Raw genomic sequence first — 25,655 nt, forward strand, 5'->3', positions numbered from 1 at the left:
TTATTTCTGCATTTCTCGTTCAACGCGTTTTGCAACACCAGGCATGACTTTTTCTGGGTCAGTACCCGTCCAGACTTTTTTCAAGCCATCATTCAGGATGCTATTCCACTTGGCGGTATTGGAGCCTGCGGTTGGATATTTATGTGAGAAAGCCAATGAATCGATATAGGCTGAAACATCAATACCCTTAAAGCCTTCAGCCCACTCTTTGGCCACTTTTTGGTTAGCGGGGATCACGACTTTTCCCGTAGCCAGCGTCTGCTGCGCATGCTCAGAACTCATGAACTCAATGAACTTCCACGCCGCATCTTTATGCTGACTTTTTGCTGACATGGCAAATGCCAGGCTATGGGATACACCTGCCTGCTCTGCCATTTTAGGCATTGGTACCACGCCGATGTGATCCTTAATCAGCTCATTTTGAGAGAAGGGTAATGCCCACCATGAGCCTGCGTAGACCATGGCCACTCGGTTGGACTGGAAGACATCTGAGGCTTCCATCTCGCCTGGCGGTTGGATTAGTCCCGCGTTCAGCATGCCTTGAACATCGCGATAGACGGCGATGGCTTTGTCATTGGCAACATCCGTTTTGCCCTCAGGCAGGACAATCTTATCGCCAGCCTGTAATAGCAGGTTAAAATAACTGTCCTGTCCGCTGCTGAATTCCATTGCCAGTGGATAAGACTGTTTATCCAGCCCTTTACGCAACTGCGCTGATTTTTGTTTTAAATCGTCCCATGTCCAGTTTTTATCGGGATAGCTCACGCCAGCCTGATCGAACATTTTTTTGTTGTACCAGACGGCAATTGCATCAATATCCCTTGGGATGGCATATTGCTGCGACTGGTATTGATAGGCATCGACTGAACTTTTAACAAAATCATCCAGTTTCGGCGCTGATTTCTCTTTCAGATAATTGCTCAGTGGTTCCAGCATGCCATTTTTAACATATTGCTGGAAATTAGGCATATTCATCCAGAATACATCCGGTGCTACATTTCCACCGACTGCTGAACTTAGCTTGATAAAATATTGGTCATAAGGTGTTAATTCAATTTCGACTTTGATGCCAGGGTTGTTTTTTTCGAATTCATTAACGAGCTGTTGTTCGCCAGGGAGTTGATTACGGTCCCATAACGTGTAGCGTAATTTAACAGGCTTTGCGTCCGATTGGCCTTCAGCACTCGCGACGACAGGAGTTGCCAGTAAACAGAAAATAAGACAGGCCAATGCGACATTATTTTTATTCAGGGTATACATAACTTCCCTCTTTATTCAGGTCAGAATGCTTGTGAGGTAAATTACAGGAGCCTATGAATAATCTGTTTTACATCGGAGAAAGTCAAAGCGGTAAAAAATAGGGGATTATCGCATTAAAACAAGGTCGTCTTTCGGTAGGTTTCTCTTTTATCAAAACGAAAATATAACATAAAACAATGGCGATGTTATTTCGTTTAATTTCATGTTGTTAGGTTCATTTTGTGGGTTTGAATCGAAAAAAACAGATGTTTAAAAAAACCTCTTAAAATGCGAACGTTATCACTTTATTTGTTGTTACATAGACATAAAAAACGGGGATAAATCCCCGTTTTTTCGTTGGCTTTCGTTTCGATAATCAGGTCACTGGCGCCGGGTTAAACACTGCCAGCTGATTATGCAGTCCCCACTGATCCGAGAAGGTTTTCTTACGCCCGCTGGCGACGTCGAGAATAAATTCGAACAGTTTCAGACCCACATCTTCAATGGTTTCTTCTCCGGTGGCGATGGTACCTGCGTTAATGTCCATCAGGTCAAACCAACGGTTGGCCAGCTCGGTGCGTGTCGCCATTTTAATCACCGGCACGGCCATCAGACCATACGGCGTACCGCGACCGGTAGTGAACACCTGCACGGTGATCCCGGAAGCGACCTGTTGTGTACCGCAAACAAAATCACTGGCGGGGGTTGCAGCGTAAATCAGGCCACGTTTGGTTGGACGCTGACCCGGCGACAATACTTCGACAATCGCGCTCTTGCCAGACTTGGCAATCGAACCCAGCGCCTTTTCCACCACGTTTGCCAGGCCGCCTTTCTTGTTGCCCGGAGAAGGGTTAGCGCTGCGATCCGTTTTGCCCATATCAAGGTAGTTATCGTACCAGGCCATCTCTTCGAGCAGGCGTTTACCTACTTCTTCGTTAATCGCACGTGGGGTCAGAAGGTGGATGGCATCGCGCACTTCGGTTACTTCAGAGAACATTACGGTCGCGCCGCAGCGTACTAACAGGTCGGAGGCATAACCCACCGCCGGGTTGGCCGTCACGCCGGAGAACGCATCGCTACCGCCGCACTGCATGCCGACCACCAGTTCTGAAGCCGGACAGGTTTCACGTTGGCGCTGATTGAGTTTTGCCAGGTGACGTTCGGCCACCTGCAGAATATCGGTGACCATCGATTGAAAGCCGACGTGCTTTTCATCCTGCAGGCTGACGATACTGGCGCTGTCGACCGGAATACTTTTCACGTCGTGCGTGCCTTCCAGCAGCCGCTCTGGCTGCAGTTTTTCGCAACCGAGGCCGATGACCATCACTTCACCGCCAAAATTTGGGTTAAGCGCAATATTGTGAATGGTGCGAATCGGCACGATGGCGGCTGGAGCATTGATCGCCACGCCGCAGCCGTAGAGATGATTGAGCCCCACCACACCGTCGACGTTCGGGTATTTAGGCAGCAGATCGCGCTCAATGATTTTCACCACATAATCCACCACGCCCGCTACGCAGTGCACGCTGGTGGAGATACCGAGTAGATTTTTGGTACCAACGCTACCGTCAGCATTGCGGTAACCTTCAAAGGTATAACCCTCAAGAGGCGGCAGCGGCTCTGGCACTTTAGTTGCCAGCGGCAGCGTCTCCAGCGGCGGGGCTTTGGGCAGCTCAACCATTGATTCATCAATCCAGCTGCCGCGTGGGATATCGCGAACGGCATAGCCTATCACTTCGCCATAACGCACGATTTCGCCATGAACAGGAATATCCAATAGCGCCACTTTATGACCCTGGGGAATATGTTCAATGAGTTCCAGTCCGTCCGGAAAACGCGTTCCGGCTTTAAGACCATTGTCATTGACAATTATCGCCACATTATCTGTTTCGTGAACTTTAATATAAAACGCCGTTGGCGATTCTTGTCTGATTTCGATGTCGGCCATTGTCCAGTATTCTCCAACAAGGTGGTGATAATAGTGTGGATATTTATATTTTGAATCTAATTGTAAGTAATAAAGATTCGGTATCGTGAAATAAGAATGTCAGGAGTTTAACGTGAAGAATGTGACGATGATCACTTAAACTCAGCAAGGCCGCGTCACCAGTGGTAGCAATACGTAAATGTGTGCATTAGCGCCCATGCTTGTGTGCATATGCCCAAAACATTAATTTAATAACGCGTATTTAATGAGCGTTTGCACAATGATTAACGTTGTGCTGATGATTATACTAAATCACGGTTTCATAACGTCTGATAAATTATTATCTATTTTTATTATCGGTAATTTATCACGAGAAATACCCACAAAATAATAATAAAAACCTTTTATGTGCCCGAGGTAAATAGAATGATATTGGATACAGTTGTCGAGAAAAAGAAAGGTACGCACACCCGTTATTTAATATTGCTGATAATATTTATTGTTACAGCCGTTAACTATGCGGACCGTGCGACGCTGTCTATTGCCGGAACTGAAGTGGCGAAAGAGTTACATCTCAGCGCCATCTCAATGGGTTACATTTTCTCAGCCTTCGGCTGGGCTTACCTGTTGATGCAAATCCCCGGCGGCTGGCTGCTGGATAAATTCGGCTCGAAGAAAGTCTACACCTACAGTTTGTTCTTCTGGTCACTGTTTACCTTCCTGCAGGGCTTTGTGGACATGTTCCCGCTGGCCTGGGCGGGTATTTCAATGTTCATCATGCGCTTTATGCTGGGCTTCTCGGAAGCGCCATCCTTCCCGGCTAATGCCCGTATCGTGGCGGCCTGGTTCCCAACGAAAGAGCGCGGCACGGCATCTGCGATTTTTAACTCCGCACAGTATTTCTCCCTGGCGCTGTTTTCCCCGCTGCTCGGCTGGCTGACCTTCGCCTGGGGCTGGGAGCACGTCTTTACCGTGATGGGCGTGATTGGTTTTGTGCTTACCGGACTGTGGGTAAAGTTTATTCATAACCCAACCGATCACCCGCGCATGTCGCAAGAAGAGTTGAAGTTTATCTCTGAAAACGGCGCGGTCGTGGATATGGACCATAAAAAACCGGGCGATGTGAAGTCAGGTGGTCCTAAACTACATTATATCAAGCAGTTGCTCACGAACCGTATGATGCTTGGTGTGTTCTTTGGCCAGTATTTTATCAACACAATTACCTGGTTTTTTCTCACCTGGTTCCCGATTTACCTGGTTCAGGAAAAAGGTATGTCGATTCTGAAAGTGGGCCTGGTGGCTTCGATTCCGGCACTGTGCGGGTTTTTCGGTGGCGTGCTCGGCGGCGTGTTCTCTGATTATCTGATTAAACGTGGTTTCAGCATTACCCTGGCGCGTAAGCTGCCGATAGTGCTCGGCATGTTGCTCGCATCGACCATTATTCTGTGTAACTACACCGATAATACCGCTCTTGTGGTGGCGCTGATGGCGCTGGCGTTCTTCGGTAAAGGTTTCGGCGCGCTGGGTTGGCCGGTGATTTCCGATACCGCGCCGAAAGAGATTGTCGGTCTGTGCGGTGGGGTATTTAACGTATTTGGCAACGTGGCTTCCATCGTCACCCCGCTGGTGATTGGGTATCTGGTGAGCGAGCTGCACTCATTTAATGCTGCGCTGATGTTTGTAGGGTGCTCGGCGCTGATGGCAATGGTTTGCTACCTGTTTATTGTCGGTGACATTAAACGTATGGAATTGCAGAAATAAACAAAGGTATAGGCGATGAATAACACGATTTTCCCGAATAAGTTTAAAGCGGCCCTCGCGGCGCAACAAATTCAGATTGGCTGCTGGTCTGCATTGGCCAGCCCAATCAGTACCGAAGTTTTAGGCCTGGCAGGTTTTGACTGGCTGGTACTGGATGGCGAACATGCGCCGAATGATATCTCGACGTTTATTCCGCAATTGATGGCGCTGAAAGGCAGCGACAGCGCGGCGGTAGTGCGTGTACCAACCAACGAGCCGGTAATTATCAAGCGTCTGCTGGATATCGGGTTTTACAACTTCCTGATCCCGTTCGTTGAGACGGAAGAAGAAGCGGTTAACGCTGTGGCGTCGACCCGCTATCCGCCGGAAGGTATTCGCGGCGTGTCCGTATCCCATCGCGCCAATATGTTTGGCACCGTACCGGACTACTTTGCGCAGTCGAATAAGAACATCACCATCATCGTGCAGATCGAAAGTCAGCAGGGCGTTGATAACGTTGACGCAATCGCGGCGACAGAAGGCGTTGACGGTGTCTTCGTCGGACCAAGCGATCTGGCTGCGGCGCTAGGACACCTCGGCAATGCGTCACATCCTGATGTGCAGAAAGCTATCCAGCACATTTTTGCCCGCGCGAAAGCACACGGCAAACCAAGCGGCATTCTGGCCCCGGTAGAGGCGGATGCGCGTCGTTATCTGGAGTGGGGCGCGACGTTTGTTGCCGTTGGCAGCGACCTTGGCGTGTTCCGTTCAGCCACGCAGAAACTGGCTGATTCTTTTAAGAAATAACCACCATCGACAGTAGAGAGAGATAAAGACATGACAATGAAAGTTGGTTTTATTGGCCTCGGTATTATGGGTAAACCAATGAGTAAAAACCTCCTCAAGGCAGGTTACTCGCTGGTGGTTGCTGACCGTAACCCGGAATCCATTGCGGATGTAATTGCCGCAGGCGCTGAAACCGCCGCCACGGCGAAAGATATCGCTGAGCAGTGTGATGTGATCATCACCATGCTGCCGAACTCTCCGCATGTTAAGGAAGTGGCACTGGGTGAAGGCGGCATTATTGAAGGGGCGAAACCGGGCACAGTGCTTATCGACATGAGCTCCATTGCACCGTTGGCCAGCCGTGAAATTAGCGATGCGCTGAAAGCGAAAGGCGTGGATATGCTGGATGCGCCGGTCAGCGGCGGCGAGCCAAAAGCGATTGACGGCACGTTGTCGGTGATGGTCGGCGGCGATAAAGCGATTTTCGACAAGTACTACGATCTGCTGAAAGCGATGGCAGGCTCCGTGGTGCATACCGGTGAAATTGGTGCGGGTAACGTTACCAAGCTGGCGAATCAGGTGATTGTGGCGCTGAACATTGCCGCGATGTCTGAAGCGCTGACTCTGGCGACCAAAGCGGGCGTGAATCCGGATCTGGTTTATCAGGCAATTCGCGGTGGGCTGGCCGGGAGCACCGTGCTGGACGCCAAAGCGCCAATGGTGATGGACCGTAACTTTAAGCCGGGCTTCCGTATCGATCTGCATATCAAAGATCTGGCGAACGCGCTGGATACCTCTCATGGCGTTGGCGCTCAGTTGCCGCTGACTGCAGCAGTCATGGAGATGATGCAGGCGCTACGCGCAGATGGATTGGGTACTGCCGATCACAGTGCGCTCGCATGCTACTACGAAAAACTGGCGAAAGTGGAAGTCACTCGCTAACAAGAAGGGCGCGGATGCGCGCCCTGTATTTCTTGCCTTGCGCGGCACAGTCAGGCTACATAACTATGAAAATCGTAATTGCCCCAGACTCTTATAAAGAAAGCCTTTCTGCCACCGAGGTAGCTCAGGCAATAGAAAAAGGATTTCGGGAAATTTTCCCCGATGCGCAATATGTTTCTGTTCCGGTTGCCGATGGCGGCGAAGGAACGGTTGAAGCCATGATTGCCGCGACGCAAGGGAGTGAACATTCAGCGCAAGTAACGGGGCCGCTGGGCGAAAAAGTGAATGCCTGCTGGGGCATGTCTGGAGATGGTAAAACTGCGTTTATCGAAATGGCGGCAGCCAGCGGTCTGGCGTTGGTGCCTCCTGAAAAGCGCAACCCTTTAGTCACTACGTCACGCGGTACCGGAGAGCTGATTTTGCAGGCGCTGGATAGCGGTGCGCAGAGCATCATTATTGGCATCGGCGGCAGTGCCACCAACGACGGTGGCGCGGGTATGGTGCAGGCGCTGGGGGCAAAACTTTGCGACGCCAACGGGACAGAAATTGGCTATGGTGGTGGAAGCCTGATGAGTCTGAACTCCATCGATATCTCGGGTCTGGATCCGCGCTTAAAAACCTGTTCCATTCGCGTGGCCTGTGATGTGACTAATCCACTCATCGGCGATTCTGGCGCTTCGCGCATTTTTGGCCCGCAGAAAGGGGCGACGGAAGAACGCATTCTCGAACTGGACCGTAATCTGTCTCATTATGCCGACATTATTAAAAAGTCTCTGCGGGTTGATGTGAAAGATGTGCCAGGCTCCGGTGCGGCAGGCGGAATGGGCGCGGCATTAATGGCTTTTTTAGGCGCCGAGCTGCGCAGCGGTATCGAGATTGTGACCCAGGCGCTCAATCTGGAAGAGCATATTCACGACTGTACGCTGGTGGTGACCGGCGAAGGGCGGATCGACAGCCAGAGCATTCACGGCAAAGTGCCGGTAGGCGTGGCGAATGTCGCGAAGAAGTACCACAAGCCGGTTATTGGTATTGGCGGCAGCCTGACGCGCGATGTGGAGGTAGTGCATCAATATGGTATCGATGCGGTATTTAGCGTATTGACCAGCATCAGCACGCTGGAAGAGGCCTTCCGTGGGGCATTTGATAATATTTATCGCGCCTCAAGAAACATCGCTGCCACGTTAGCGATAGGAATGCGCAGTGCGGGGTGACATTGCCCCGCAAACCCTCTATACTGCGCGCCGAAGCTGACCAGACAGTCGCCGCTTCGTCGTCGTCCTCTTCGGGGGAGACGGGCGGAGGGGAGGAAAGTCCGGGCTCCATAGGGCAGGGTGCCAGGTAACGCCTGGGGGGGAAACCCACGACCAGTGCAACAGAGAGCAAACCGCCGATGGCCCACGCAAGTGGGATCAGGTAAGGGTGAAAGGGTGCGGTAAGAGCGCACCGCGCGGCTGGTAACAGTCCGTGGCACGGTAAACTCCACCCGGAGCAAGGCCAAATAGGGGTTCACAAGGTACGGCCCGTACTGAACCCGGGTAGGCTGCTTGAGCCAGTGAGCGATTGCTGGCCTAGATGAATGACTGTCCACGACAGAACCCGGCTTATCGGTCAGCTTCACTCTTTATAAAACCCCGCTTCGGCGGGGTTTTTGCTTTCTGGGTAAGCCAGATGAATGACTGTCCACGACGTTATGCTCAAAAGAACGCGCCTTATCGGTCAGCTTCACTCTTTAATAAAACTCCGCTTCGGTGGCTCTTTATTTTGTATAATAAAAAATTGGTACGACAATAGATAATTTCTCTTTTCTAACTTTATTTTTTACACATAATCAAGTGTTGGCTGTTAAATTAATCATATCGTTTCTTAGCTTCCGTAATGCTATAAAATAATCTTTACCATCATCATGATTAACCAGACATTCATTGAGTTTCGCTGAAATCCATGATAAAGATGTGTGCTCAATTTTTTCATTGTTCAGATATTTCAAAAAAAATAATATATCAGCACATTCTATAAAACCATAGTTCCTGACAATATCCATAATATATTGTTTATGCATTAAATAACCTCTTCTATTTTTAGCTATACTACAGGGATAAAATAATCACAAGATATTGTGCCTGGACTTGCATCATCTATATATTTTAAAATCTCAATGTCTGATCCCTCTCGTCTTTTTAATCCAAGTTTAGGAAGTACATAATAATAGACGCTCCTTGGGAAGTATATATATTCATTGAGGCTGCCATTAAATGAAAATTTTATATACTTACCATTTTCAGATGTGAATACCTCATCGGTTGATATCAACCGATCATTTTTAGCGTGAAAACCTAAGAATGAGTTAACGCTCAGTTGGTGATCTTTCTGAGGGTGAGGAGAAAAAGTGCTGCTTATAAATAAATCAGACTGATGTTTCCTCATTATATCAATGATCTTTTGATATCTGATGATGGTTTCATGTTCTCTAATGAAATACATTTGCTGCTCAAAACTAAAGCGGTATCCATGGTATTTTTTTGATTCCAAAATGCAATACTCGAATTTTATTTCAGGTATGTTTTCTGGCTGAATCGGAAGCTGTAAAGCTTTAAAATCCCACTCTCTGGATTTTCGATACTGGCGAGGGGAATATCCGAATAATTTACTGAACTCTCTGCTAAAGGATTGCTGGGAATCGAATTTCAATTGATATGCGATATCCATTATCTTGAGGTTTGTTAATCGTAGTAAAAAAGCAGCGCGACAAAGCTTTCTTTCTCTAATATATTTTGCCGGGGTTAAGTTTGTATACTGCATAAATATGTTTGATAAGTGTCTAATAGTATAGCCACTAATGTTTTCAAGTGTTGAACTGCAGATCTTTTCGTCGATGTTATCCTCAATCCAATGGATGATATCAGCAAGAAATTTCTTTTTCATAGGCTCCTGGCTAAAAAAATCTTAATTTAAATAATGCCCAAAATAAATTATTTGCTTGAAATTTATTCAGTAATAAATGACGGGTGTGAGTATTGATTAGATCTTGCCAATTGTTGATGCTCACAGTATTAGATGCAATTATTAACGCTGTTTCGTCCAGTACGAGTTTGTCCTTGTTGGTTTACGCAATGTAAAGCGTGATATAAATAATACGGCTAAGAACCCCTCTGCTAACTTATTCATTGTTAATCGGTGATTTGTTAATATAAATTCGAGATTTGCTGATTATTATAGCGCATAGGAAAGTAAGATGATTTAAGTTTGAGCTATAGAATTAGTTATAAGAGCTATAATATTATAGCTTCGGTGTGGACATGAATTTTTTCTCTTTCGACTGATACAGTTTTGTTGCAGATTGATCAGGGTTAGCAAAAAGATACGACATTGAATTGCGAATCTGTCGTATCTTTTGTTATCACTATGTTTTACCCAGAAGCAAAGCCTTCACGATTTGAGCAACGGTAGCGCCATACTTATCTGGAGATGTTTCTCCTGTCCCGTTGTTATTTAAAATGTATTTACCATTAACATAGAATGATGGTGTGCCTTGAACCTCAAAACTTTGGGCTGCGTGTATCTGTTTTTGCGTTAGCGCTTTAACCACAAAACTGTCTTTTGCTGCATCGTATTCTGTGGCTGAAATTCCTGCGTCAATAAATACCTGGCGAATATCTTCCTCATTGCGCAAAGATTTTTTATCCTGTACGGCAATAAATAGAGGATGCTCAACCTTGTCTGTTACTCCTAATGCCATTGCAACCGACCACGCTGTTGTCAGATTTTGTCCCAGACTACCCATCGCGCCAACATGGTACTTTTCAACTTTTGTCCCTTCAGGTAGTACCTGGTTTATGGCCTCACTCACTTTATATTCACGAGAAAATGCCATGCAGGGTGGACAATAGAACGAAAAAAACTCGACTACCATAGGTGCTTCTTTAACTGGTCTTTCCATTCGTGAATATTGTTGACCTTCCGCAATAGGAAAAGCGCTAACGCTAAAGGTACAAAATGTCAGAACAACAAAGGAAAATATTTTTTGTATCATGCTTGCTCTCATATCGTTAGTATAAATATGTAAAAAATAATAGGTGTTTGCATTAGAACGAACAGCATATTTCTATTGAGACGGCGCTAAGGTGTGGTGTATTCATATGCGTAGTAATTTGCATCTTCCCTTGTGATACCATTAAGAATAACGCCTTTCACGTTTATTCCATTTTGCTCAAATTTTCGCAGGCATCGGTTCACCTGTTGCAAGCTATCCTGATTTGCGCGCGTAACCACCAGACAAGTTCCTGCCTCGTACCCGGCGATGATTGCATCCGCAACCGCAAGAACCGGAGGGCTGTCGACGATCACCATGTCATATTCATTGTTTGCCCATTTCAATAGCTGCTTAAATCGCTCGTTGGCCAGAAGATCCACAGGACTGGAAAGTAATGTTCCACGGGTAAGTATATCGAATTGGCCTTTCAGACAATGTTGGATACTTTCCGTTAACGTTGCGTTTCCACTTAGAAAATCAGAGAGGCCATTTTTGTTGTCAACGTTGAATAAAACATGGGTATATCCACGCCGCATATCGGCATCAATAAAAAGTACGCGCTGGCCGGACTGAGCAATAACAGCCGCAAGGCTGCTGCTGATAAATGTTTTACCGCATCCCATTGTTGCGCCAGAAATCATCAGCACTCTGTTCGGTGTCTCCTTCATGATAAAATGTAGCGTGGTACGCAATCCGCGAACAGCTTCTATGGAAATATCAGCTGGCTCTTCAAATGCCAGACAAAATCCTGGCGACGTATCTCGTCGGAAGAAGTTCACGATTGAAGACCTTTGCTGATGCCGATATTTTTTTTCCAGCGATTTAGACACCGGCACGGTTGCCAGCACATGAACTCCCGCATTTTCTAATGTTTCTGATGATTCGATCCCACGACGCAGGGCTACGCGAGCAATAGTCAGACCTGATGAAGTGATCAGACCAAGCATCATCCCAAGCATGATAATCAATGCTTTTTTAGGTTTGACCGGTGAAGGCCAGGTCACTGCGGGATCGATAATGCGCACATTCCCCACGTTGCTGGAGCGGGAGATGTTGAGTTCCTGCTGACGGCTTAGAAGCTGTAAATAGATCTCTCTCCCTGTTTCAACATCACGGCTCAACTTCAGAACTTCTTGCTGAGTGGATGGCATTGCAGATATACGCTTGTTAAGTTTGTTCTTTTCCTGCACCAACGTTTGGCGTTTATCGAGTAATGCGCGGTAGGCTGGGTGACTTTTCTTATAAAGTTGCGAGATCTCTGCTTCCCGGAAAGTTAACGCGTTGAGTTGGTTATCTACGTTCACCATCTGTTCAAGTACCGTTTTTGCTTCCAAATTGAGATCAACAGAATCCTGTTGCTGTCGGTAAACGTTAAGTTTGCTTTCAGCATCATCCAGTTCAGACTGCACTTTCGGCAACTGGTGTTGTAAAAAAGCCAGACTGTTGGCGTCGCGGGCTGCCTGACGATTGATATTCTGCTGAACGTAGTTGTTCATTACCGTATCGAGAATGCGTGCGATTTCATTTGGGTTATGTCCCGTGATACGAAGTGCGATCATTCCGCTCTCTTTACCCTGTTGGGACACGTCAATTTGCTGTTGCAAATTGCTGATAGCTTCCAGTTTACTTATTTCACGGAGCTTGAATCGAGAGCCAGGGACAGCATGTATGTTGCTAACTTCGATGATGATATTCTCTTTCTTCAGTCGCTCTCCAACCTTACCCTCTAAAGAAAAGTTTGTTCCTTGTAGATGAAACAATCCCTTCTCTTGCACTGTAAGAATAACCTCCGAGTTTTGATCGTTAGTCTGCGGCAAACTGAGATCTTGTATTGTAATTTTTGCTGATGATTCTCCCTTCAGCTTCGCCCAGAGGTATCCTGTGACAGGAAAATAAATTTGCTCCGATTGTATTCTTAGATTGAGATCATCAACTGTTTTTCCCAGAATCATTCGTGACTTAAGCAACTCAATTTCAGCTGATACAGTAGATGTGTCGGTTGGTAAAACATTCTTCAAGCGGTTCAAAAATGCCTGATTTTGCTTTTGCTCAACCTGAATTAGGGCATCTGCTTGATACACAGTGGGAGATAAAAATGCGTATAGTGATGCAGCCAGGGTAAAGGCGATGGTTATGCAGAGGATTATTTTCCATTGCAAAAATAATGTATGCAGTAGCTGGATAAGATCCAGTTCTTTTTCCGCCGAGGAAGTACGCGGATATTTCGAATTCTCATTCAAGATTAAACGGTCCTTTTTTACACCAGATGCTGGGCCCATCTTTGTGCATCCAGTTCCAGTTGGTGAAACACATACTCATAAACATCACGACTTTTGCGATAAGGGTCGGGGATTGCTTGTTTACTGGACCAATAGCTGAATAATAATGTTTTGCCTCTGGCTTCTGCCGCCATTGATGTAACAAACGCAATATGTTTTGGTTCCATCGCCAGGATAAGTCCGGAGTCACGTAGCATTTCCAGGGTGACATTTCGCGCGATGTGTCCGCTCAGTGACACACCATGCTCGAACGCCACTGCCGCGCTCATGTTTTCCGCCGGATGCCCATAATGGGCATTGATCCCGGCAGAGGTGACAGAAATAGTTGGTGGCAAAAATTGACATAATAAACGTTCTGCAATGACCGAACGGCAAATGTTCCCAGTACACAGCACCAATATCGAGGTGAAATTTATCGGGCCCATGTTCTGATATACCGCGTGGTTTCAGTCAAATCGCGCACACCAACAATGGTGGGCAGTAGCTGTGATATAACGCGATTCCAGCGTGCCAGAGGCGCTGTCGTTACATAGACGATATCGTATGGTTCCAACTGGAATTCGGTACTGAGTACCATTGCGGAAGCATCCTGAGCATCCAGTTGATAAATGTTGGCAATTTTGCCCTCGGGCTTACCTTTCAGCGCCCGAATCACGAAAATACCGGTTGCATCTGAACTCTCTTGCTTCATGCCTTCGGCATTTCCCAGCGCCTCTGCCAGCGTCATTCCACTTCTGTCCATTTTGAGGGTGGCTTGTCTGCCGACCTCACCCATGACAAAAACTTTCAAATCATCATTACGGGGTATAAATAAAATGTCACCAGGATGAAGCAGACGGTTTTGCGTCAGATCACCGCGCTGTAATAGTGCATATAAAGAGAGGTGAGATTTCTGTCCATTATGGGTGAGAGTGACATTGCGCCAGTCGGCGTCCGCAGTCAGACCACCTGCAGCGTTGACTGCATCCATTACCGTAAGTGGAATATTGGTAACAGGTAGTACACCTGAACGCATCACTTCGCCTGTAACGTATATTTTCTGTGAGCGGAAGGCGGCAATACTGACATCTACCTGTGGATTTTCTATAAATGCATTCAGTCGGGTAGATATAGCGTCGCGAACTTCATTTAAGGTTTTACCTGCCACATGCAGGCGCCCGACGTAAGGATAAAAAATAGTGCCGTCAGCACTGACCCAGTTGCCAGTATCACTGGCACTGCGATATTGGCCCGCTGGCGTAGTCAGCTCCGGATGATCCCAGACGGTAACCATTAAGACATCACCCACACCAATACGATAGTTATAAGAAAGCAACTGTTTTTCTAATTGAGGGTTTGGACGAGAAACGATATTAGCCGGACGCAGTATGTCGACAAGTCCGGGAGTCAGCATAATAATATTGAGCCTGTCATTCAGTGCATCACGATTGTGTGGCATACCAGTGTTCTTTTTCCCCTGAACAGGGAGCCCTTGTCCTGGCAATATCGTACATCCGGAAAGCAGTATCATTGTGCCAAACAGAATGAGGCACATAAAACGTTGTCTGTTCATATTATCTCAAGTCGAACGGTTTCAGGCTTGCGTTAAAATTCATAGCCTAAGAATATATAATTGGTCATCGCGTTAATGTGCACCATTCATTATAATTTAACTCTACTGCGTTAATAAATCTGAGCATCTGCTTGCTAATGTTGTTAATAGTATATAGCTTCCTCGATGTTGGCGATAAAATATCCATGGGATTAGGTGCATGAGTTGATAATACCCGCGCCATGATCTTTTGCATGTTGCTTTCAAGGATAAGAAGATACTCTCCCTCACCAACACACACTGATTCAATGACTCGCCATTCCTTGTTGATTTCTTTATTTAATAGTTTGTCCATTTTATGGATATAACTGTCAATGGAATCATTGCTATGAAATGACATTTGTATTTAGTTCCCCATAAACAGAACAATGTTTAGTAATAGGTGATGTTAATTGTCAAATCAGCCTGGTAGCGGCCCGGAGTTAATGATGCAGAAGCAGTATTGATAATGGTTGGATACACTTTAAACGAGCTATCATATATGCTGGGCTGAATCTCAGCATCTTTAACTGACAATATATCTGTAGCAGTGGACAAATCAATCACGCTTGCGCCATTACGTTTCCAGCGGGTAAGGAGAGCAATGTTTGCCATTGTGGTATTCACCAAACCATTCGCTGCATTCTGAAAACCAGGGGTCGCAGCAGTAAAAGAAATCGTGAGTGCGCTGGGCTTGACGCCTTTGCTGCAGTCGATAATGAGCGGTACATCAGTAGCGCTAACGCGATCAATGACGTTACCGCTTTCGTTCATTAGCGGCAGGTTATATGCTCCAGAAATACCTTTTCCGCCATTAACAGTACAATTAGCATGGGTAATCTTCATTTTTACCCCGATACTGGATGTGCTGTTACCAGCGATCGCAGTTAATGAGCATAGTGATGACAATATAATTATGGAGCATGGTAGCAGCAGCTGTTTAATCATAACTCAGCCTTAAAATAACAGATGTATCAATATTTCCAGCTGCCATCTGTTCAGCCGTTATTGGTAATAATTTGAATTTAAGGTCAATAGTTTTTTCATTATAAGGATAATCCTCATTAAAATTCAGGGCACCATACAACCCCATTTTCATTACACCAATACCAATACCATTCAGTCCTGATTTCATTATTGATTTCCCAAAATTTGTTTGACCTGATACGATCCCTTGTGCGGGAACAAACCTCATCTTAGTATTTGCCTCGGCCAAATCACAGTTACGTGTGAAGTTAATTGACTTTTCTACCTTTCCAGCAATTAGGTCATGTGCAGAAACAGAACCAAAGCTAACCTCAGAAGAGATACTAATGGAACAGGTAGCTTCGGTAATTGCGCCATTTATATTAACAACTGTATCCGTTTGCTGTGCGTTAGCGAGACAAGCAAAACAAAACGCAACAAAGAAATATACTCTGAATGGCATTGCTTAAATTCCTGGTCAGGGTTATCACTAATCGTAAGACAGGCGTATGGTCAGCGTCGTATCAATATTACCAGCAGCAATATCCTCTGAAGGTATTTTTACTGGTTTGATTTTTACATATATTCTTCTTATTCCGCCACCAAAACCAGATGGAAACCAGATATGTTCAGTATTAAATGATAAATTATTTATCTTGTCCATTATTGGTAATTTAAACCCGACTCCGGCTAGACCAGATTGCATTATCTTATCATCTCCAGAAACAATTGCACCAGGAATGAATGAGAGCGTTACTCTCTTTGTCATCCAATCACAATTTGCCGTCATGTTAATATCTTTTTCAGAAACGGTATTGTTATTAATGTCTAATGCAGTAATAGAACCAAAGTTTACCTCAGGATCTGCCGTGAAGGTACAGGTGGCTGACGTGATGGTGCCTTTCACTGGGACATTTACTGTTGCCGTAGATGCAAATACAGAGGATGAAAAAAGGGAAATTAGCATTGCTATTTTTTTCATCTTTTTTCCTTAATCGTACTGAACACCAATGGTCAGGCTGGTATCAACATTACCGGCTGCGATATCCTCGCCGCTGATATAGAATGGTTTAAGCGCAATTTTACCACCTAAATTGTAAGGTGATGCTGTTGTCGTCGTACTTGCCCAGGTTTGCTCTACGCCAAAGGGGATATCAGTTAATGTACCTCCCGCAGTGTTAGCAAATTGGAGCTTGAATCCTAAACCCGTTTTACCCGAGCGCATTACGCTGGTGTTGCCGGTAACGGTACCTTCCGTAGGGGTAAATGTCACTTTTACATTTTTAGCAATCCAGTCACAGTTCAGGGCAAGACTTACCTCTTTGGCGGCAATTCTGTTATTGCCGATATCTCCTGCGGTCAGAGTATTAAAGTTAATTTCAGTAGGCGTTGGTACAATATTACAGGTAGCGCCTGTTACGCTGGCTTTAATTGCGACAGTCGTATCCGCCATTTTGGCATAAGAATGAGGAGCTATACCCAGCAGAAAAACGACCGGAATTACTTTTTTCATATTTTATCCTTATATCAAATATAAGTTAACTGAATTGTCATTGAGGTATTAAAAACCCCTTTGGTTATCACGCCATTTGCACCCAGGAGCATCGTGACAGATGTCGTCCCTGGTGATGGCCAAACTATATTACTGTTAAAATTAACATTGTTAACCCCCAGACCTGTCAATGAAACTGTATACATTACACTAGTGTTACTGGTTAATGCCGCATCATTTCTACCGCTTACTATGCCATTGCGTGGAATAAACATTAACTCGACCCGTGAAGCATTGTGGCAAGATGCGGTAATATCAAAATTCCTGATTCGTAAATCTGGATTACCATTTAAGAAATCATTTCTGTTAATATCCCCAAAATTAATCACCGCAGGGGCAGTTAATGTACAGGTCGGAATGATTAGGTTTGCCCCTACGGTTATGCTTAGTGTGCTGGTCTTGGCCGAGACGCTATGACCGCATAGCAGCAGTGTAAACAGGAATACTCTTGTCATCTTTGCACTCTACGTATAAGTCAGCTCAGCGTTAAGTACGACGGATACCGAACCTGAGGTTATCGTTCCGCTGCTACTTTTTTTAACAAGTTTAAATTTTAATTTGTATCCCGAACCACTCAATGTTTTTAAATTATAATCGGAGTTAAACTGCATCCGGGCATTATTGAAAAAGGGAAGGATCGCAACATTATGCCCGGCATCTAAAAAAGCGCCTCCTGACCCCCCGGTACTTACGGGGGAGGTGAAACGCAAGTTAGCCGATTGCAAAGCTGTGATTGCGTTATTCCCGGTTAACTCTGGCGTAGCGCTATCAAGACGACATGTTAACGTCAAATCGGCTTCGATTTCCGGTCCTTCAGTAAGTGTTAAGGTCGTAATATTAACATCACCAAAGCTTAAATTACTCCCTCTGCTGGAGGCGATATTGCATGTAAATTCTCGGAATTTAACAGAGAGAGCAACCGTAGTACTTGTTACTTTAGCGGATGCCTCGATGGTGATGAAGCAGAGTAAAGATAGTAAAACAAGTATTACGCGCATTACAGTAACTCCGTTTAGTTATAGGCAATTTCAAAAGTCACAGCACCATTCCAATCAACACTATTTCCTTGAGTCGAACCGTATTTGTACGGATAAACAGGTATTGAGATCTTATCTAAGTTATTAATATTTACAGCATCCCCGGTCCTGAATCGTAGTCCCCATCCATTACCTATCTGAAGACCAACACTATTTGATGCTGCCAGCCACTCACTAGTGGCATTTGTGGGTGTGACTGCATTCATTCTGGCAGACCCTGCAATAATGAATGATGGATAATTTGATGTCATATTCCCACCACCAGGCCCCAGGCCACATTGCATCGTCAAAATAATAGTCGTCAGTGGTGTGTTTAAATCACCATGAATATTAACTACACCTAAATTCAGGTTGTTTGTATTGCTTGTGACAGAGCATGTTACCGTATTTGTATAATTCAATGTAGTACTGTTATTTGTTACTGAAGGCGTTACGTGCTTAGATCCGGGTACGAGACCACCTGATCTGTAGTTTATCTTGTTCCCGGTTGCTGAAGTCAGCATTGAGATAATTTTACTACTGGACGCAACATTACCACCAATATTTCTATTGGTATATATGCCATAAGTAAATGTCGGGCCAGTATTTGTTGTTGGCCATCCGCCTAGAGCATTTGAAAACTCCACGAGAATAGATGGGTAATTCCAGGCATGGCCGCTTTTATCTTGAAAGTTAGTTCGAGAGGACGCTATTCCTTCTCGCTCTAAATATATCCACCCACTGTTATGCTCCAATCTGTTACTATTGATAAAGTTAAATTCTGGAAGTGGTACATATATATATCCTTTGGAGCCCCCTAAGTAATCATCGGTATTCCAGGCATTTGGTCCGACATAATATGGGCAGCTAAAGGTTATCTTCATTGTTCCTATTCTTGTACCCGCAGCAGTCTCTGTTGTGAGAGTGCTTTGCGAATAAGATATCTCTATTTTGCTGGAAGGCGATCCCCAATAGTAAGCTGCATTGCCCGCCGCAAAACATCCTGCATATGCTGAGGGCACTGCTAGTATTGATAGCAAGAAAATCCAAGAATATATTTTTCTCATTTACTTAACCTGGTATTGATTATTTGCGCCGTAATCATCAATCGCGTTCACCGATACATTCCCGGTTAATGAGTTGCTGATCTGTACTTTGCTAAACGGCGCAAATTTGGCTAGCTGTGCCCCTTCTTTTTTAGTGAGTTTTACCTCATTGCCATTCACTTTTATCCCGGTAATAGCAAAATAGTAGGGAGTGGGGTTTTCAAGAAAATATTTCCCGTCATTCTTTAACAACCTGATCTGCTTTTCTGCTTCTTTTCGCCCATCGACCAGCGTTTGTGGACGATAAATCAGCTTAACGCGAGTGTTTAACGCAATAGCCAGAACATTCCCACCTGATTTAGGGGCCGGTGGGATCTCCTGTACATTAAGCCAGGTTAACGTCTCACGATCTTGCGGCAGATTAGGGTTGATATCCAGAATCCTGATCGTCTGTCTGCTTTTCGGGTCTACTTTAAAAAATGTTGGACTGGTTGTGAAGTAAACGTCTTTATCTTTTTCATTGTCATTATCAATCCATACCTGCCCGGCATATTTTTGCTCGCTTTCATTAGAGACCATTACGGACAGGCTTTTTTTGCCACCTTCATAAACATAGCGAGTACCATTAAGGCTAAACGCGGCATTACTGCTCAGGCTTACAGATAGCATGGCAACAGCAATAAAAGCTTTGATTTTGTTATTTACAGTAAACATCTTGAATTGTTCTCTTGGTTGGACTTAATTTTTCTAAATTAATGACACACTGATCGAGTGTGATATTTTGTACTTTACTATCAACGTTAAGTAACAATACGCCACCATTACTGACAAAACCCACTTCCTTGCCTGCATCATCCTTTGCAATAGTTCCCATAGGAATGACGTACTTATTTTTACTAAAAACGCGTAAAATATAGTGATGAACACGACGATACTTTATCTTCCTGTAGATAATAGCCTTCTCGGTTGGTACAACATTAATCACATTGCCCTGTATTTCAATATCTGTTGGCAACTTATCGACATCGATATTAATAGAGTTCGGTGAATAACTCGCCAGAGAGATCACCGCTCTCCCGTTGCTGTCTGTCGGAAGGCCGCCATTAATTACCGCACCGCTAATTCCATCCATATCGATCACTGCCAGCGTACCATTACTATTCTGTGACAACATCAGCCCACCACCATAAACCCCCAGCACTGATCCGCTCATCTGCAAGCTCAGGTTTTGGCTGGTAGAACCTTTCGAATACATGCTGTTTAATTGGGCATAATCCGAAGCATAGCCAGTGGATAACGAAATATTATTCCCGTTATTATCTCGATTCATACTAACGTTGTAACTCAGTCGATCGTTAAGATTTGCAGAGCTACCCGCCATATAACTCATTCCGCCTTCACGAGTATAGGTCATCGAGGTATTACTATAATGCATCACATCGAATGCACTGAACGGGATGTTAAAGGAGATGCTGGTCATATATTCTCCGCCATTCTCCCCCTTCTTACTGTAACTTCCACTCAGCGAGGCCGAAAAGCGGCTAAATGATTTGCTGAGCATAAAATTCACTCCACTCTCCTGTGGCTTATCCCAATATTGCTGCATCCATCCGCTCATACTGAGATAAATATTTTGTTCCGGTATACGGTGGGCCAGGATCGCCTCATAACGATTTTTCGACTTAAACTCATCCGTGCTGTAGCTCAGGTAATCATAATTGGCATACTCGACATATCCGCGGTCCGTAAACCGGTAGCCGATTAACTGTAAATCCGTCTTATCGGTTAGTGAGCGAGCATACTTAACGGAAGCACTATACCCTTTCTGCTCATCTTTCTGTTTAAACCGGGCTTTTGACAGGTTCAAACTGGTCGATAATGCGCCAAACCATCCGAGCGAATGGGTGCTACCAATACCCATGTTTTGATAGTTCTGACTTAATAACAATGCTGAGTTAAACGTTGCATAGTTAAAACCGTAATCCAGGCTGCCCAGCCCGAAGGTACCGTCGGCGGAACTTTTATTATTGCCCGCCATTTTTTTACCCACGGCCAAACCATAGTCCATGGCACCGGGGCGCAGGAGGTTACCCATTATGGTTACAGGAAAATGTTCTGTTCTTTTACTGCCATTTTCCTCCGTAATAGTCATAATCAGATCCCCGCTACTGATTGCGCCCAGATTGTTAATTTCAAACGGTCCCGGGGGGACAACAATAGATTCTAATACGCGCCCATTCTGCTCTACGGTCACCCTGGCATTACTGGTTGCAATTCCCTGCAATTTAGGTGCATAGGTTCTGCTTAACCATGACGACATGTTCGTATTCGAGGTCAACTGAATCCCGCGAAAACCAAACCCATTCATTAACGGGCTATAGGTACTCTGCGCCTGACCGATGCTTAGATCGGCCTTAATGGATTCCAGCGCACGGGTTAAACGTAGATCGCTGGTGTTAAAACCACTTTCATCGGTGGCATTTGTGGTAAATGAAAGCACCCATTTGCCAATGTTCGCATTACCATTCACACCCAGATAGTTAGTACGCTGTTGCCCTGAGCTTTTACTGGTGTTCGCGTTATATGCTAATTGAAATCCGGAATCGCCATAATCCCAAGGGCGTTGGCTGCGTTCCCCAGATAATAAGGCTGCCTGCGGAATACGTAGTTTCAGCGTTTGTGTACCATTATCCAGCTCAACTTTAGTTGTTTTATTATTGCTTAATACATAACACTTTCGGGTTGCGTCGAATTCCTGTGCATAAAAGTCCTCCTTGATAAAAACGCCTTGTTCTCTTAACCATTCGTTTGTCAGGCAAAGAGCTTGCTTTTCGCTGTCGGTAACGGTAATAAAACCGCTACCGACCTTTTCGCCATTAACCTCAACATCAACCAGATATTCACCAGGAACAAAGTTAACGTTTTTATCAAAGACTTCTGGTAATTCATCCTGTGCACCACCACGAATAAAACTCATGTTAAATTCGTCATCTGCCATTACTGTAAATACAGGCTGTAATGCAGAGCAAATCAGTAACAATAATATTTTATTTTTAAGCATGTCATATATTATTTCAACTGTAAAATAAACGGGCTGCATATTTTATGCAGCCCAAAGGCGCATGAGGGTAATACGATTATTTATAGGCTACGGTATAGGATGCTGAAGTGGCAAAACTACCGGCGCTGACCGTACCACTTTTAACCGTTTTAACCAACTGAGCTTCGTAATCAAACGTTGTCAAAGGTGTGGCTGGGGTGCCAGTACCTGCATATGCAATAGTACGGTTGGTGTCGGTCACCAGTTCGTCAGCTTTCGTGGCATTCTTGGCTTTTAGCTGCAGGGATACGCCGGTTGCCGAACCGCCGCTGTTACCCAGTCCTGCTGCATCCATGTTTGGTGCGCTCCAGCTCACGTCAGCAGCGGTTTTAGCCAGACAGTCGGCGGCAGAAGGGCCAGCTGGCGTCAGTGAAAATTGGACGGTTTTGGCTGTGGTTAAATCCGTGCCCGGCGTACCCAAATCGATTGAGCTTGCTACACCACCTCCCACAACCGGACTTACCGTACAGGTTGCAGAAGTAATCGTACCGGTAAAATTAATGGTACCGCTGTTTGCTGATGCGACAGAAGAGAATGCTACCGCCGAAGCCAGTGCTCCAAGAATAAATAGTTTTTTCATTTTAACTCCAGGGATTAACTTTTTGTGATTACCTGTAAGTGCTAATCAGCGCACTTAAGGGATGTGGTCATATTATCTTTTGAATGGTGAAAGACAATGGCTCAATAGAGGGTTGAGCTAAATGTGTAATATTTTGCGTTTCATTCTGGTATGTTTTATTTTTAATAGCATGAGCGCTGAAGATACTAACCTCCTTAGCTTATAAAGCTTACCATATTAACCAATAGAAAATGGGGGTATCCGTAGTTGATAGATTAATGGGCATCGATACGAAAATGTGTCGATTAATCTGTTGCCTGTTTAGTTGGGCCGGAGTCAATAATGAAGGAGACGGTGGCGAATGCCCTCGTCCCGCTAAAGTATAATTATTAATGGGGTTTTAGCTATGATGAGGGCGCTTAGTTACTGTAAGAATGGAAAGGTCAAGGGGGCTTGATGAAGACAATTCAACCAGATTAACGTTTGCCATTGTATTGATAGTGAAGCGTACTTTCAGTGGTTTACCAGACTCATAAAAGTATAAGGGGTCATCTGGAAGTATTTCTTGAATGTGGTGATAAAATAAGACGTATGGTTGTACCCACACATCACTGAAACCTGAGTAATATTATAATCGCCTGTACGTAGTAGCCTTGCCGCCATACACATCCTGGCATCGAGATAGATCTCGCTGAAGGATGTTTGTTCTATCGCAAGTTTACGTTTTAGGGTGGAGCGGCTCATATACAACCTGGCTGCAACATCGTCCAGGCTCCATACTTTGGATGGAGTATTTTTCACCATATTATATACTTTTTCTCTCAGGCTTGATTTAACCGTACGAATTAGTATGCCAATACCATCCTCGTGAGCGGTAAAGGCCGAAAGCAGAAACATTAACGTAAAATCCAGCGGTGAACCTTCAGTTCCGGTGTCACAGCGTGTGCAATCCCCACATTCACTGCGCTCTGATTTTTGCAGGCAGCCAAAAACATTGTCAAAGGCTTCATTCATCCCTGGACGTAACGGTGAACAAAGCATGCGCGAGCTTATGCTTTTGTGCACGCCTGACATATATTCCTGTTTGTTCCCGGTGATCAGCAATGAGTACATTTTACTCATTAACTCATATGAAATATCGATTAGTTTGAATTCTAAATGATTATCGATATCACTGCATTTAATGTTAAGTGTTTGGTTTTTTTCGATAAGAATAAGGCTTTCTCCAGTGCATTTCAGCATATCATTATTGCTGGAGTTAATGATGAGTTCTCCCTTGCTTAATTTGATGAGTGTTGTATTGGCAACGTAGATATGATTTAAAACTACACCTTCGGTTGATTGATAATAGTTACTATTACTCACACTTTGTTGTTTACAATTCACCATGTCTGAACATTTTCTTTGGTTCATCGAATTTTGCATTGCAGCACCTTTGTTTTTATGTGGTTAATATACATATTATCAAGTAATGATTTTTTCTATGCTTATTTGAGAGGGTTGGTCTGATAGTGAAAAAATTACAGCTAATATTAATATGCAGAGTTGGTGCTGTAGTATTGCATCAACTAAAACCTCAATATTTGAGTTATGTTCATCTCAGGTGTCATAAAAAAGCACGATCAACGAAAGATATCTTCTGAATGGTGTGAGGGGATTTTATGAGTGATGGAAACCATGCATACCGAGTAAAAAAAGATACACGCGATTAAAAAAACACCCGATCAGGCCCGGTAATATCGTTGAACCTGAAATTCAAAATGAATTCAACCGTCTTATGATGCGTCGTCGGGCGTTGTACAACCAGGAGTACGCAAATAACTTAAGGAATTTGGGTGATGTCGACAGGGATTGTGACGTTCAGAACTGTATCAGTTTCATCACACTCAATCACTGAGCGGGCGAAAAGATTTAATTCAATAATCCGTAATCCTGTTTCAATCATAAAGCGATGGTTTGCATAATCCGAGACAAATTGGATTTTCGGACTGATACTGTTCTCTTTGATAAATCGACTTTGAGCAAATGGTGTATCGATGCTAATGACATAATATTTTGTAGTACTAACATCCTCATGAGTTAGCGACTCACTGAGCTGTTTTATTTGGGATTCACAAACTGGTGTATCCAGTGATGGTACGGTGTAAATAATCTTCCTGACACCTTTCGGTAATTTAAAAACATCCAGTTCTGGAGTCACCAGATCGTGTGCTGCTGGCAGTTTACCGCCTACGGACATGAAACCTTGATCCAGCGTCAGATCGTTCTCACCGAACTTTAATTTGAAATCCTTTCCTAAGCGAATATTATTAATTGATTTGACAAGTTTCATTAATCTTTATCCTTATATAATATAAATGCGGATAACCGCTAAAATCGGCATAGCAACTGATAGGGAAGAATCATTTTCTGAATAAATCGAATCGTATTCAATTTTTTATTATTCAGTTGTCTCCCTAATTAAATAATAGCAGATGCGAATTTCAAAAACTTAGCTAAAAAGGAAATGTATGAAATGAATTTTTAGAATGCTTAATGATTAGAATGTATATCCCCCTATAGGGGTATTTTATCTATGTAAAGAAAATGACTTTAAAAAGCATTGGCTTGAGCAAACTTTGTCTTCTTGCGAGTATCAATAAAGGGGGAGCTAACGATTGTCCGATGGGGAGAACCCTCTATTGCCCGTAAAGAAACACTCGCCAATTAGCCATACCCCTCCATCACCGTTAGTGTGGTCAGGTGCGCATGTTAACTGACATGGAAATGTTCTCGGGACTCTATTCCGCACTCATTTCCTGGTGGCTTTCTTTTATGCAGTGACTACTACTGGAAGGTGATAATCGAGACGATTTGGATACAAATGGTATATAGGTCTCTAAAAGAGATTTCTGATTTTGTGA

General features: G+C 44.5%; 23 protein-coding genes and 1 other RNA gene. 5 read left to right on the top strand and 19 right to left on the bottom strand.

Features of this window, described 5'->3' with window-relative positions; genetic code table 11:
* Entirely contained in the window at positions 1-1,260 is a 1,260-nt protein-coding gene (locus OGX90_RS04980; protein ID WP_286623278.1) for an ABC transporter substrate-binding protein, read from the bottom strand.
* A gap of 355 nt (positions 1,261-1,615) precedes the next feature.
* Positions 1,616-3,187, bottom strand: coding sequence for a galactarate dehydratase (gene garD / locus OGX90_RS04985; RefSeq protein WP_057067637.1), 1,572 nt, complete (start codon positions 3,185-3,187; stop codon positions 1,616-1,618).
* Between the two features lie 405 nt (positions 3,188-3,592).
* On the opposite strand from garD, the gene garP reads away from it, so the two are divergent.
* From garP to rnpB, 5 genes are all read left to right on the top strand, one after another.
* Entirely contained in the window at positions 3,593-4,927 is a 1,335-nt protein-coding gene (gene garP / locus OGX90_RS04990; RefSeq protein WP_008785890.1) for a galactarate/glucarate/glycerate transporter GarP, read from the top strand.
* Positions 4,928-4,942: 15 nt separating this feature from the next.
* Complete coding sequence (gene garL / locus OGX90_RS04995) at positions 4,943-5,713, top strand: 2-dehydro-3-deoxyglucarate aldolase (protein WP_008785889.1); 771 nt, start codon at positions 4,943-4,945, stop codon at positions 5,711-5,713.
* 30 nt (positions 5,714-5,743) lie between these two features.
* Positions 5,744-6,634: a 2-hydroxy-3-oxopropionate reductase gene (gene garR / locus OGX90_RS05000; protein ID WP_213786539.1), complete on the top strand. Its 891-nt coding sequence runs from the start codon at positions 5,744-5,746 to the stop codon at positions 6,632-6,634.
* A gap of 65 nt (positions 6,635-6,699) precedes the next feature.
* Positions 6,700-7,845 (top strand): glycerate 2-kinase, encoded by a 1,146-nt coding sequence (gene garK / locus OGX90_RS05005; protein WP_032934186.1) that lies wholly within the window; start codon positions 6,700-6,702, stop codon positions 7,843-7,845.
* 32 nt (positions 7,846-7,877) lie between these two features.
* Positions 7,878-8,254: RNase P RNA component class A (gene rnpB, locus OGX90_RS05010), an RNA gene on the top strand.
* Positions 8,255-8,716: 462 nt separating this feature from the next.
* Here rnpB and OGX90_RS05015 read toward each other — a convergent pair.
* The 17 genes from OGX90_RS05015 to OGX90_RS05100 form a co-directional block, all read right to left on the bottom strand.
* Positions 8,717-9,556, bottom strand: coding sequence for a helix-turn-helix domain-containing protein (locus tag OGX90_RS05015; RefSeq protein ID WP_234692426.1), 840 nt, complete (start codon positions 9,554-9,556; stop codon positions 8,717-8,719).
* A 478-nt stretch (positions 9,557-10,034) separates the two neighbouring features.
* Positions 10,035-10,664, bottom strand: a complete 630-nt coding sequence (locus OGX90_RS05020) for a DsbA family protein (protein ID WP_201287296.1) — start codon at positions 10,662-10,664, stop codon at positions 10,035-10,037.
* 86 nt (positions 10,665-10,750) lie between these two features.
* The gene (locus OGX90_RS05025; RefSeq protein WP_462562430.1) at positions 10,751-12,907 is read right to left on the bottom strand and encodes a polysaccharide biosynthesis tyrosine autokinase; all 2,157 of its coding nucleotides are present in this window, start codon (positions 12,905-12,907) and stop codon (positions 10,751-10,753) included.
* Positions 12,908-12,921: 14 nt separating this feature from the next.
* A complete protein-coding gene (locus OGX90_RS05030) occupies positions 12,922-13,368 on the bottom strand; it encodes an arsenate reductase/protein-tyrosine-phosphatase family protein (RefSeq protein ID WP_234692424.1) in 447 nt (148 codons plus the stop codon).
* Positions 13,356-14,495 carry a polysaccharide export protein gene (locus OGX90_RS05035; RefSeq protein ID WP_234692423.1) on the bottom strand — a complete coding sequence of 380 codons (1,140 nt, stop codon included), beginning with the start codon at positions 14,493-14,495 and terminating at the stop codon, positions 13,356-13,358. Before OGX90_RS05035 ends, OGX90_RS05030 begins: the two co-directional genes overlap by 13 nt.
* Positions 14,496-14,906: 411 nt before the next feature.
* Entirely contained in the window at positions 14,907-15,461 is a 555-nt protein-coding gene (locus OGX90_RS05045) for a fimbrial protein (protein ID WP_233623708.1), read from the bottom strand.
* Positions 15,454-15,942, bottom strand: coding sequence for a fimbrial protein (locus OGX90_RS05050; protein ID WP_234692422.1), 489 nt, complete (start codon positions 15,940-15,942; stop codon positions 15,454-15,456). The genes OGX90_RS05045 and OGX90_RS05050 overlap by 8 nt, the downstream gene beginning before the upstream one ends.
* 27 nt (positions 15,943-15,969) lie before the next feature.
* Complete coding sequence (locus tag OGX90_RS05055) at positions 15,970-16,461, bottom strand: fimbrial protein (RefSeq protein ID WP_234692421.1); 492 nt, start codon at positions 16,459-16,461, stop codon at positions 15,970-15,972.
* Positions 16,462-16,470: 9 nt separating this feature from the next.
* On the bottom strand, positions 16,471-16,992 hold the full coding sequence (locus tag OGX90_RS05060; RefSeq protein ID WP_286623280.1) for a fimbrial protein: 522 nt from the start codon (positions 16,990-16,992) through the stop codon (positions 16,471-16,473).
* A gap of 14 nt (positions 16,993-17,006) precedes the next feature.
* On the bottom strand, positions 17,007-17,486 hold the full coding sequence (locus OGX90_RS05065) for a fimbrial protein (protein WP_234692419.1): 480 nt from the start codon (positions 17,484-17,486) through the stop codon (positions 17,007-17,009).
* 9 nt (positions 17,487-17,495) lie between these two features.
* Entirely contained in the window at positions 17,496-18,029 is a 534-nt protein-coding gene (locus tag OGX90_RS05070) for a fimbrial protein (RefSeq protein ID WP_234692418.1), read from the bottom strand.
* A gap of 14 nt (positions 18,030-18,043) precedes the next feature.
* The gene (locus tag OGX90_RS05075) at positions 18,044-19,114 is read right to left on the bottom strand and encodes a hypothetical protein (protein WP_234692417.1); all 1,071 of its coding nucleotides are present in this window, start codon (positions 19,112-19,114) and stop codon (positions 18,044-18,046) included.
* Positions 19,115-19,807 (bottom strand): fimbrial chaperone, encoded by a 693-nt coding sequence (locus OGX90_RS05080; RefSeq protein WP_234692416.1) that lies wholly within the window; start codon positions 19,805-19,807, stop codon positions 19,115-19,117.
* Entirely contained in the window at positions 19,791-22,193 is a 2,403-nt protein-coding gene (gene pefC / locus OGX90_RS05085) for a PefC/AfrB family outer membrane usher protein (protein ID WP_286623283.1), read from the bottom strand. The genes OGX90_RS05080 and pefC overlap by 17 nt, the downstream gene beginning before the upstream one ends.
* 37 nt (positions 22,194-22,230) lie before the next feature.
* Entirely contained in the window at positions 22,231-22,773 is a 543-nt protein-coding gene (locus tag OGX90_RS05090) for a fimbrial protein (protein WP_150345455.1), read from the bottom strand.
* Between the two features lie 492 nt (positions 22,774-23,265).
* A complete protein-coding gene (locus tag OGX90_RS05095) occupies positions 23,266-24,177 on the bottom strand; it encodes a helix-turn-helix domain-containing protein (protein ID WP_234692414.1) in 912 nt (303 codons plus the stop codon).
* Positions 24,178-24,574: 397 nt separating this feature from the next.
* On the bottom strand, positions 24,575-25,084 hold the full coding sequence (locus OGX90_RS05100) for a redoxin family protein (protein WP_159121525.1): 510 nt from the start codon (positions 25,082-25,084) through the stop codon (positions 24,575-24,577).
* Positions 25,085-25,655: the final 571 nt, after the last annotated feature.

It is taken from the genome of Citrobacter sp. Cpo012 (assembly GCF_030333015.1).
GTDB classification, from domain to species: Bacteria; Pseudomonadota; Gammaproteobacteria; order Enterobacterales; family Enterobacteriaceae; genus Citrobacter; species Citrobacter portucalensis.

What these genes read in the sequence shown, in the direction of transcription:
- OGX90_RS05045 (WP_233623708.1), bottom strand. Translation starts at nt 15,461, where the DNA reads ATGATTAAACAGCTGCTGCTACCATGCTCCATAATTATATTGTCATCA.
- garR (WP_213786539.1), top strand. Translation starts at nt 5,744, where the DNA reads ATGACAATGAAAGTTGGTTTTATTGGCCTCGGTATTATGGGTAAACCA.
- OGX90_RS05065 (WP_234692419.1), bottom strand. Translation starts at nt 17,486, where the DNA reads ATGACAAGAGTATTCCTGTTTACACTGCTGCTATGCGGTCATAGCGTC.
- OGX90_RS04980 (WP_286623278.1), bottom strand. Translation starts at nt 1,260, where the DNA reads ATGTATACCCTGAATAAAAATAATGTCGCATTGGCCTGTCTTATTTTC.
- garL (WP_008785889.1), top strand. Translation starts at nt 4,943, where the DNA reads ATGAATAACACGATTTTCCCGAATAAGTTTAAAGCGGCCCTCGCGGCG.
- OGX90_RS05090 (WP_150345455.1), bottom strand. Translation starts at nt 22,773, where the DNA reads ATGAAAAAACTATTTATTCTTGGAGCACTGGCTTCGGCGGTAGCATTC.
- pefC (WP_286623283.1), bottom strand. Translation starts at nt 22,193, where the DNA reads ATGCAGCCCGTTTATTTTACAGTTGAAATAATATATGACATGCTTAAA.
- OGX90_RS05095 (WP_234692414.1), bottom strand. Translation starts at nt 24,177, where the DNA reads ATGCAAAATTCGATGAACCAAAGAAAATGTTCAGACATGGTGAATTGT.
- OGX90_RS05075 (WP_234692417.1), bottom strand. Translation starts at nt 19,114, where the DNA reads ATGAGAAAAATATATTCTTGGATTTTCTTGCTATCAATACTAGCAGTG.
- OGX90_RS05015 (WP_234692426.1), bottom strand. Translation starts at nt 9,556, where the DNA reads ATGAAAAAGAAATTTCTTGCTGATATCATCCATTGGATTGAGGATAAC.
- OGX90_RS05050 (WP_234692422.1), bottom strand. Translation starts at nt 15,942, where the DNA reads ATGCCATTCAGAGTATATTTCTTTGTTGCGTTTTGTTTTGCTTGTCTC.
- OGX90_RS05035 (WP_234692423.1), bottom strand. Translation starts at nt 14,495, where the DNA reads ATGAACAGACAACGTTTTATGTGCCTCATTCTGTTTGGCACAATGATA.
- OGX90_RS05060 (WP_286623280.1), bottom strand. Translation starts at nt 16,992, where the DNA reads ATGAAAAAAGTAATTCCGGTCGTTTTTCTGCTGGGTATAGCTCCTCAT.
- OGX90_RS05100 (WP_159121525.1), bottom strand. Translation starts at nt 25,084, where the DNA reads ATGAAACTTGTCAAATCAATTAATAATATTCGCTTAGGAAAGGATTTC.
- OGX90_RS05020 (WP_201287296.1), bottom strand. Translation starts at nt 10,664, where the DNA reads ATGATACAAAAAATATTTTCCTTTGTTGTTCTGACATTTTGTACCTTT.
- OGX90_RS05030 (WP_234692424.1), bottom strand. Translation starts at nt 13,368, where the DNA reads ATGGGCCCGATAAATTTCACCTCGATATTGGTGCTGTGTACTGGGAAC.
- OGX90_RS05080 (WP_234692416.1), bottom strand. Translation starts at nt 19,807, where the DNA reads ATGTTTACTGTAAATAACAAAATCAAAGCTTTTATTGCTGTTGCCATG.
- garK (WP_032934186.1), top strand. Translation starts at nt 6,700, where the DNA reads ATGAAAATCGTAATTGCCCCAGACTCTTATAAAGAAAGCCTTTCTGCC.
- OGX90_RS05070 (WP_234692418.1), bottom strand. Translation starts at nt 18,029, where the DNA reads ATGCGCGTAATACTTGTTTTACTATCTTTACTCTGCTTCATCACCATC.
- garP (WP_008785890.1), top strand. Translation starts at nt 3,593, where the DNA reads ATGATATTGGATACAGTTGTCGAGAAAAAGAAAGGTACGCACACCCGT.
- OGX90_RS05055 (WP_234692421.1), bottom strand. Translation starts at nt 16,461, where the DNA reads ATGAAAAAAATAGCAATGCTAATTTCCCTTTTTTCATCCTCTGTATTT.
- garD (WP_057067637.1), bottom strand. Translation starts at nt 3,187, where the DNA reads ATGGCCGACATCGAAATCAGACAAGAATCGCCAACGGCGTTTTATATT.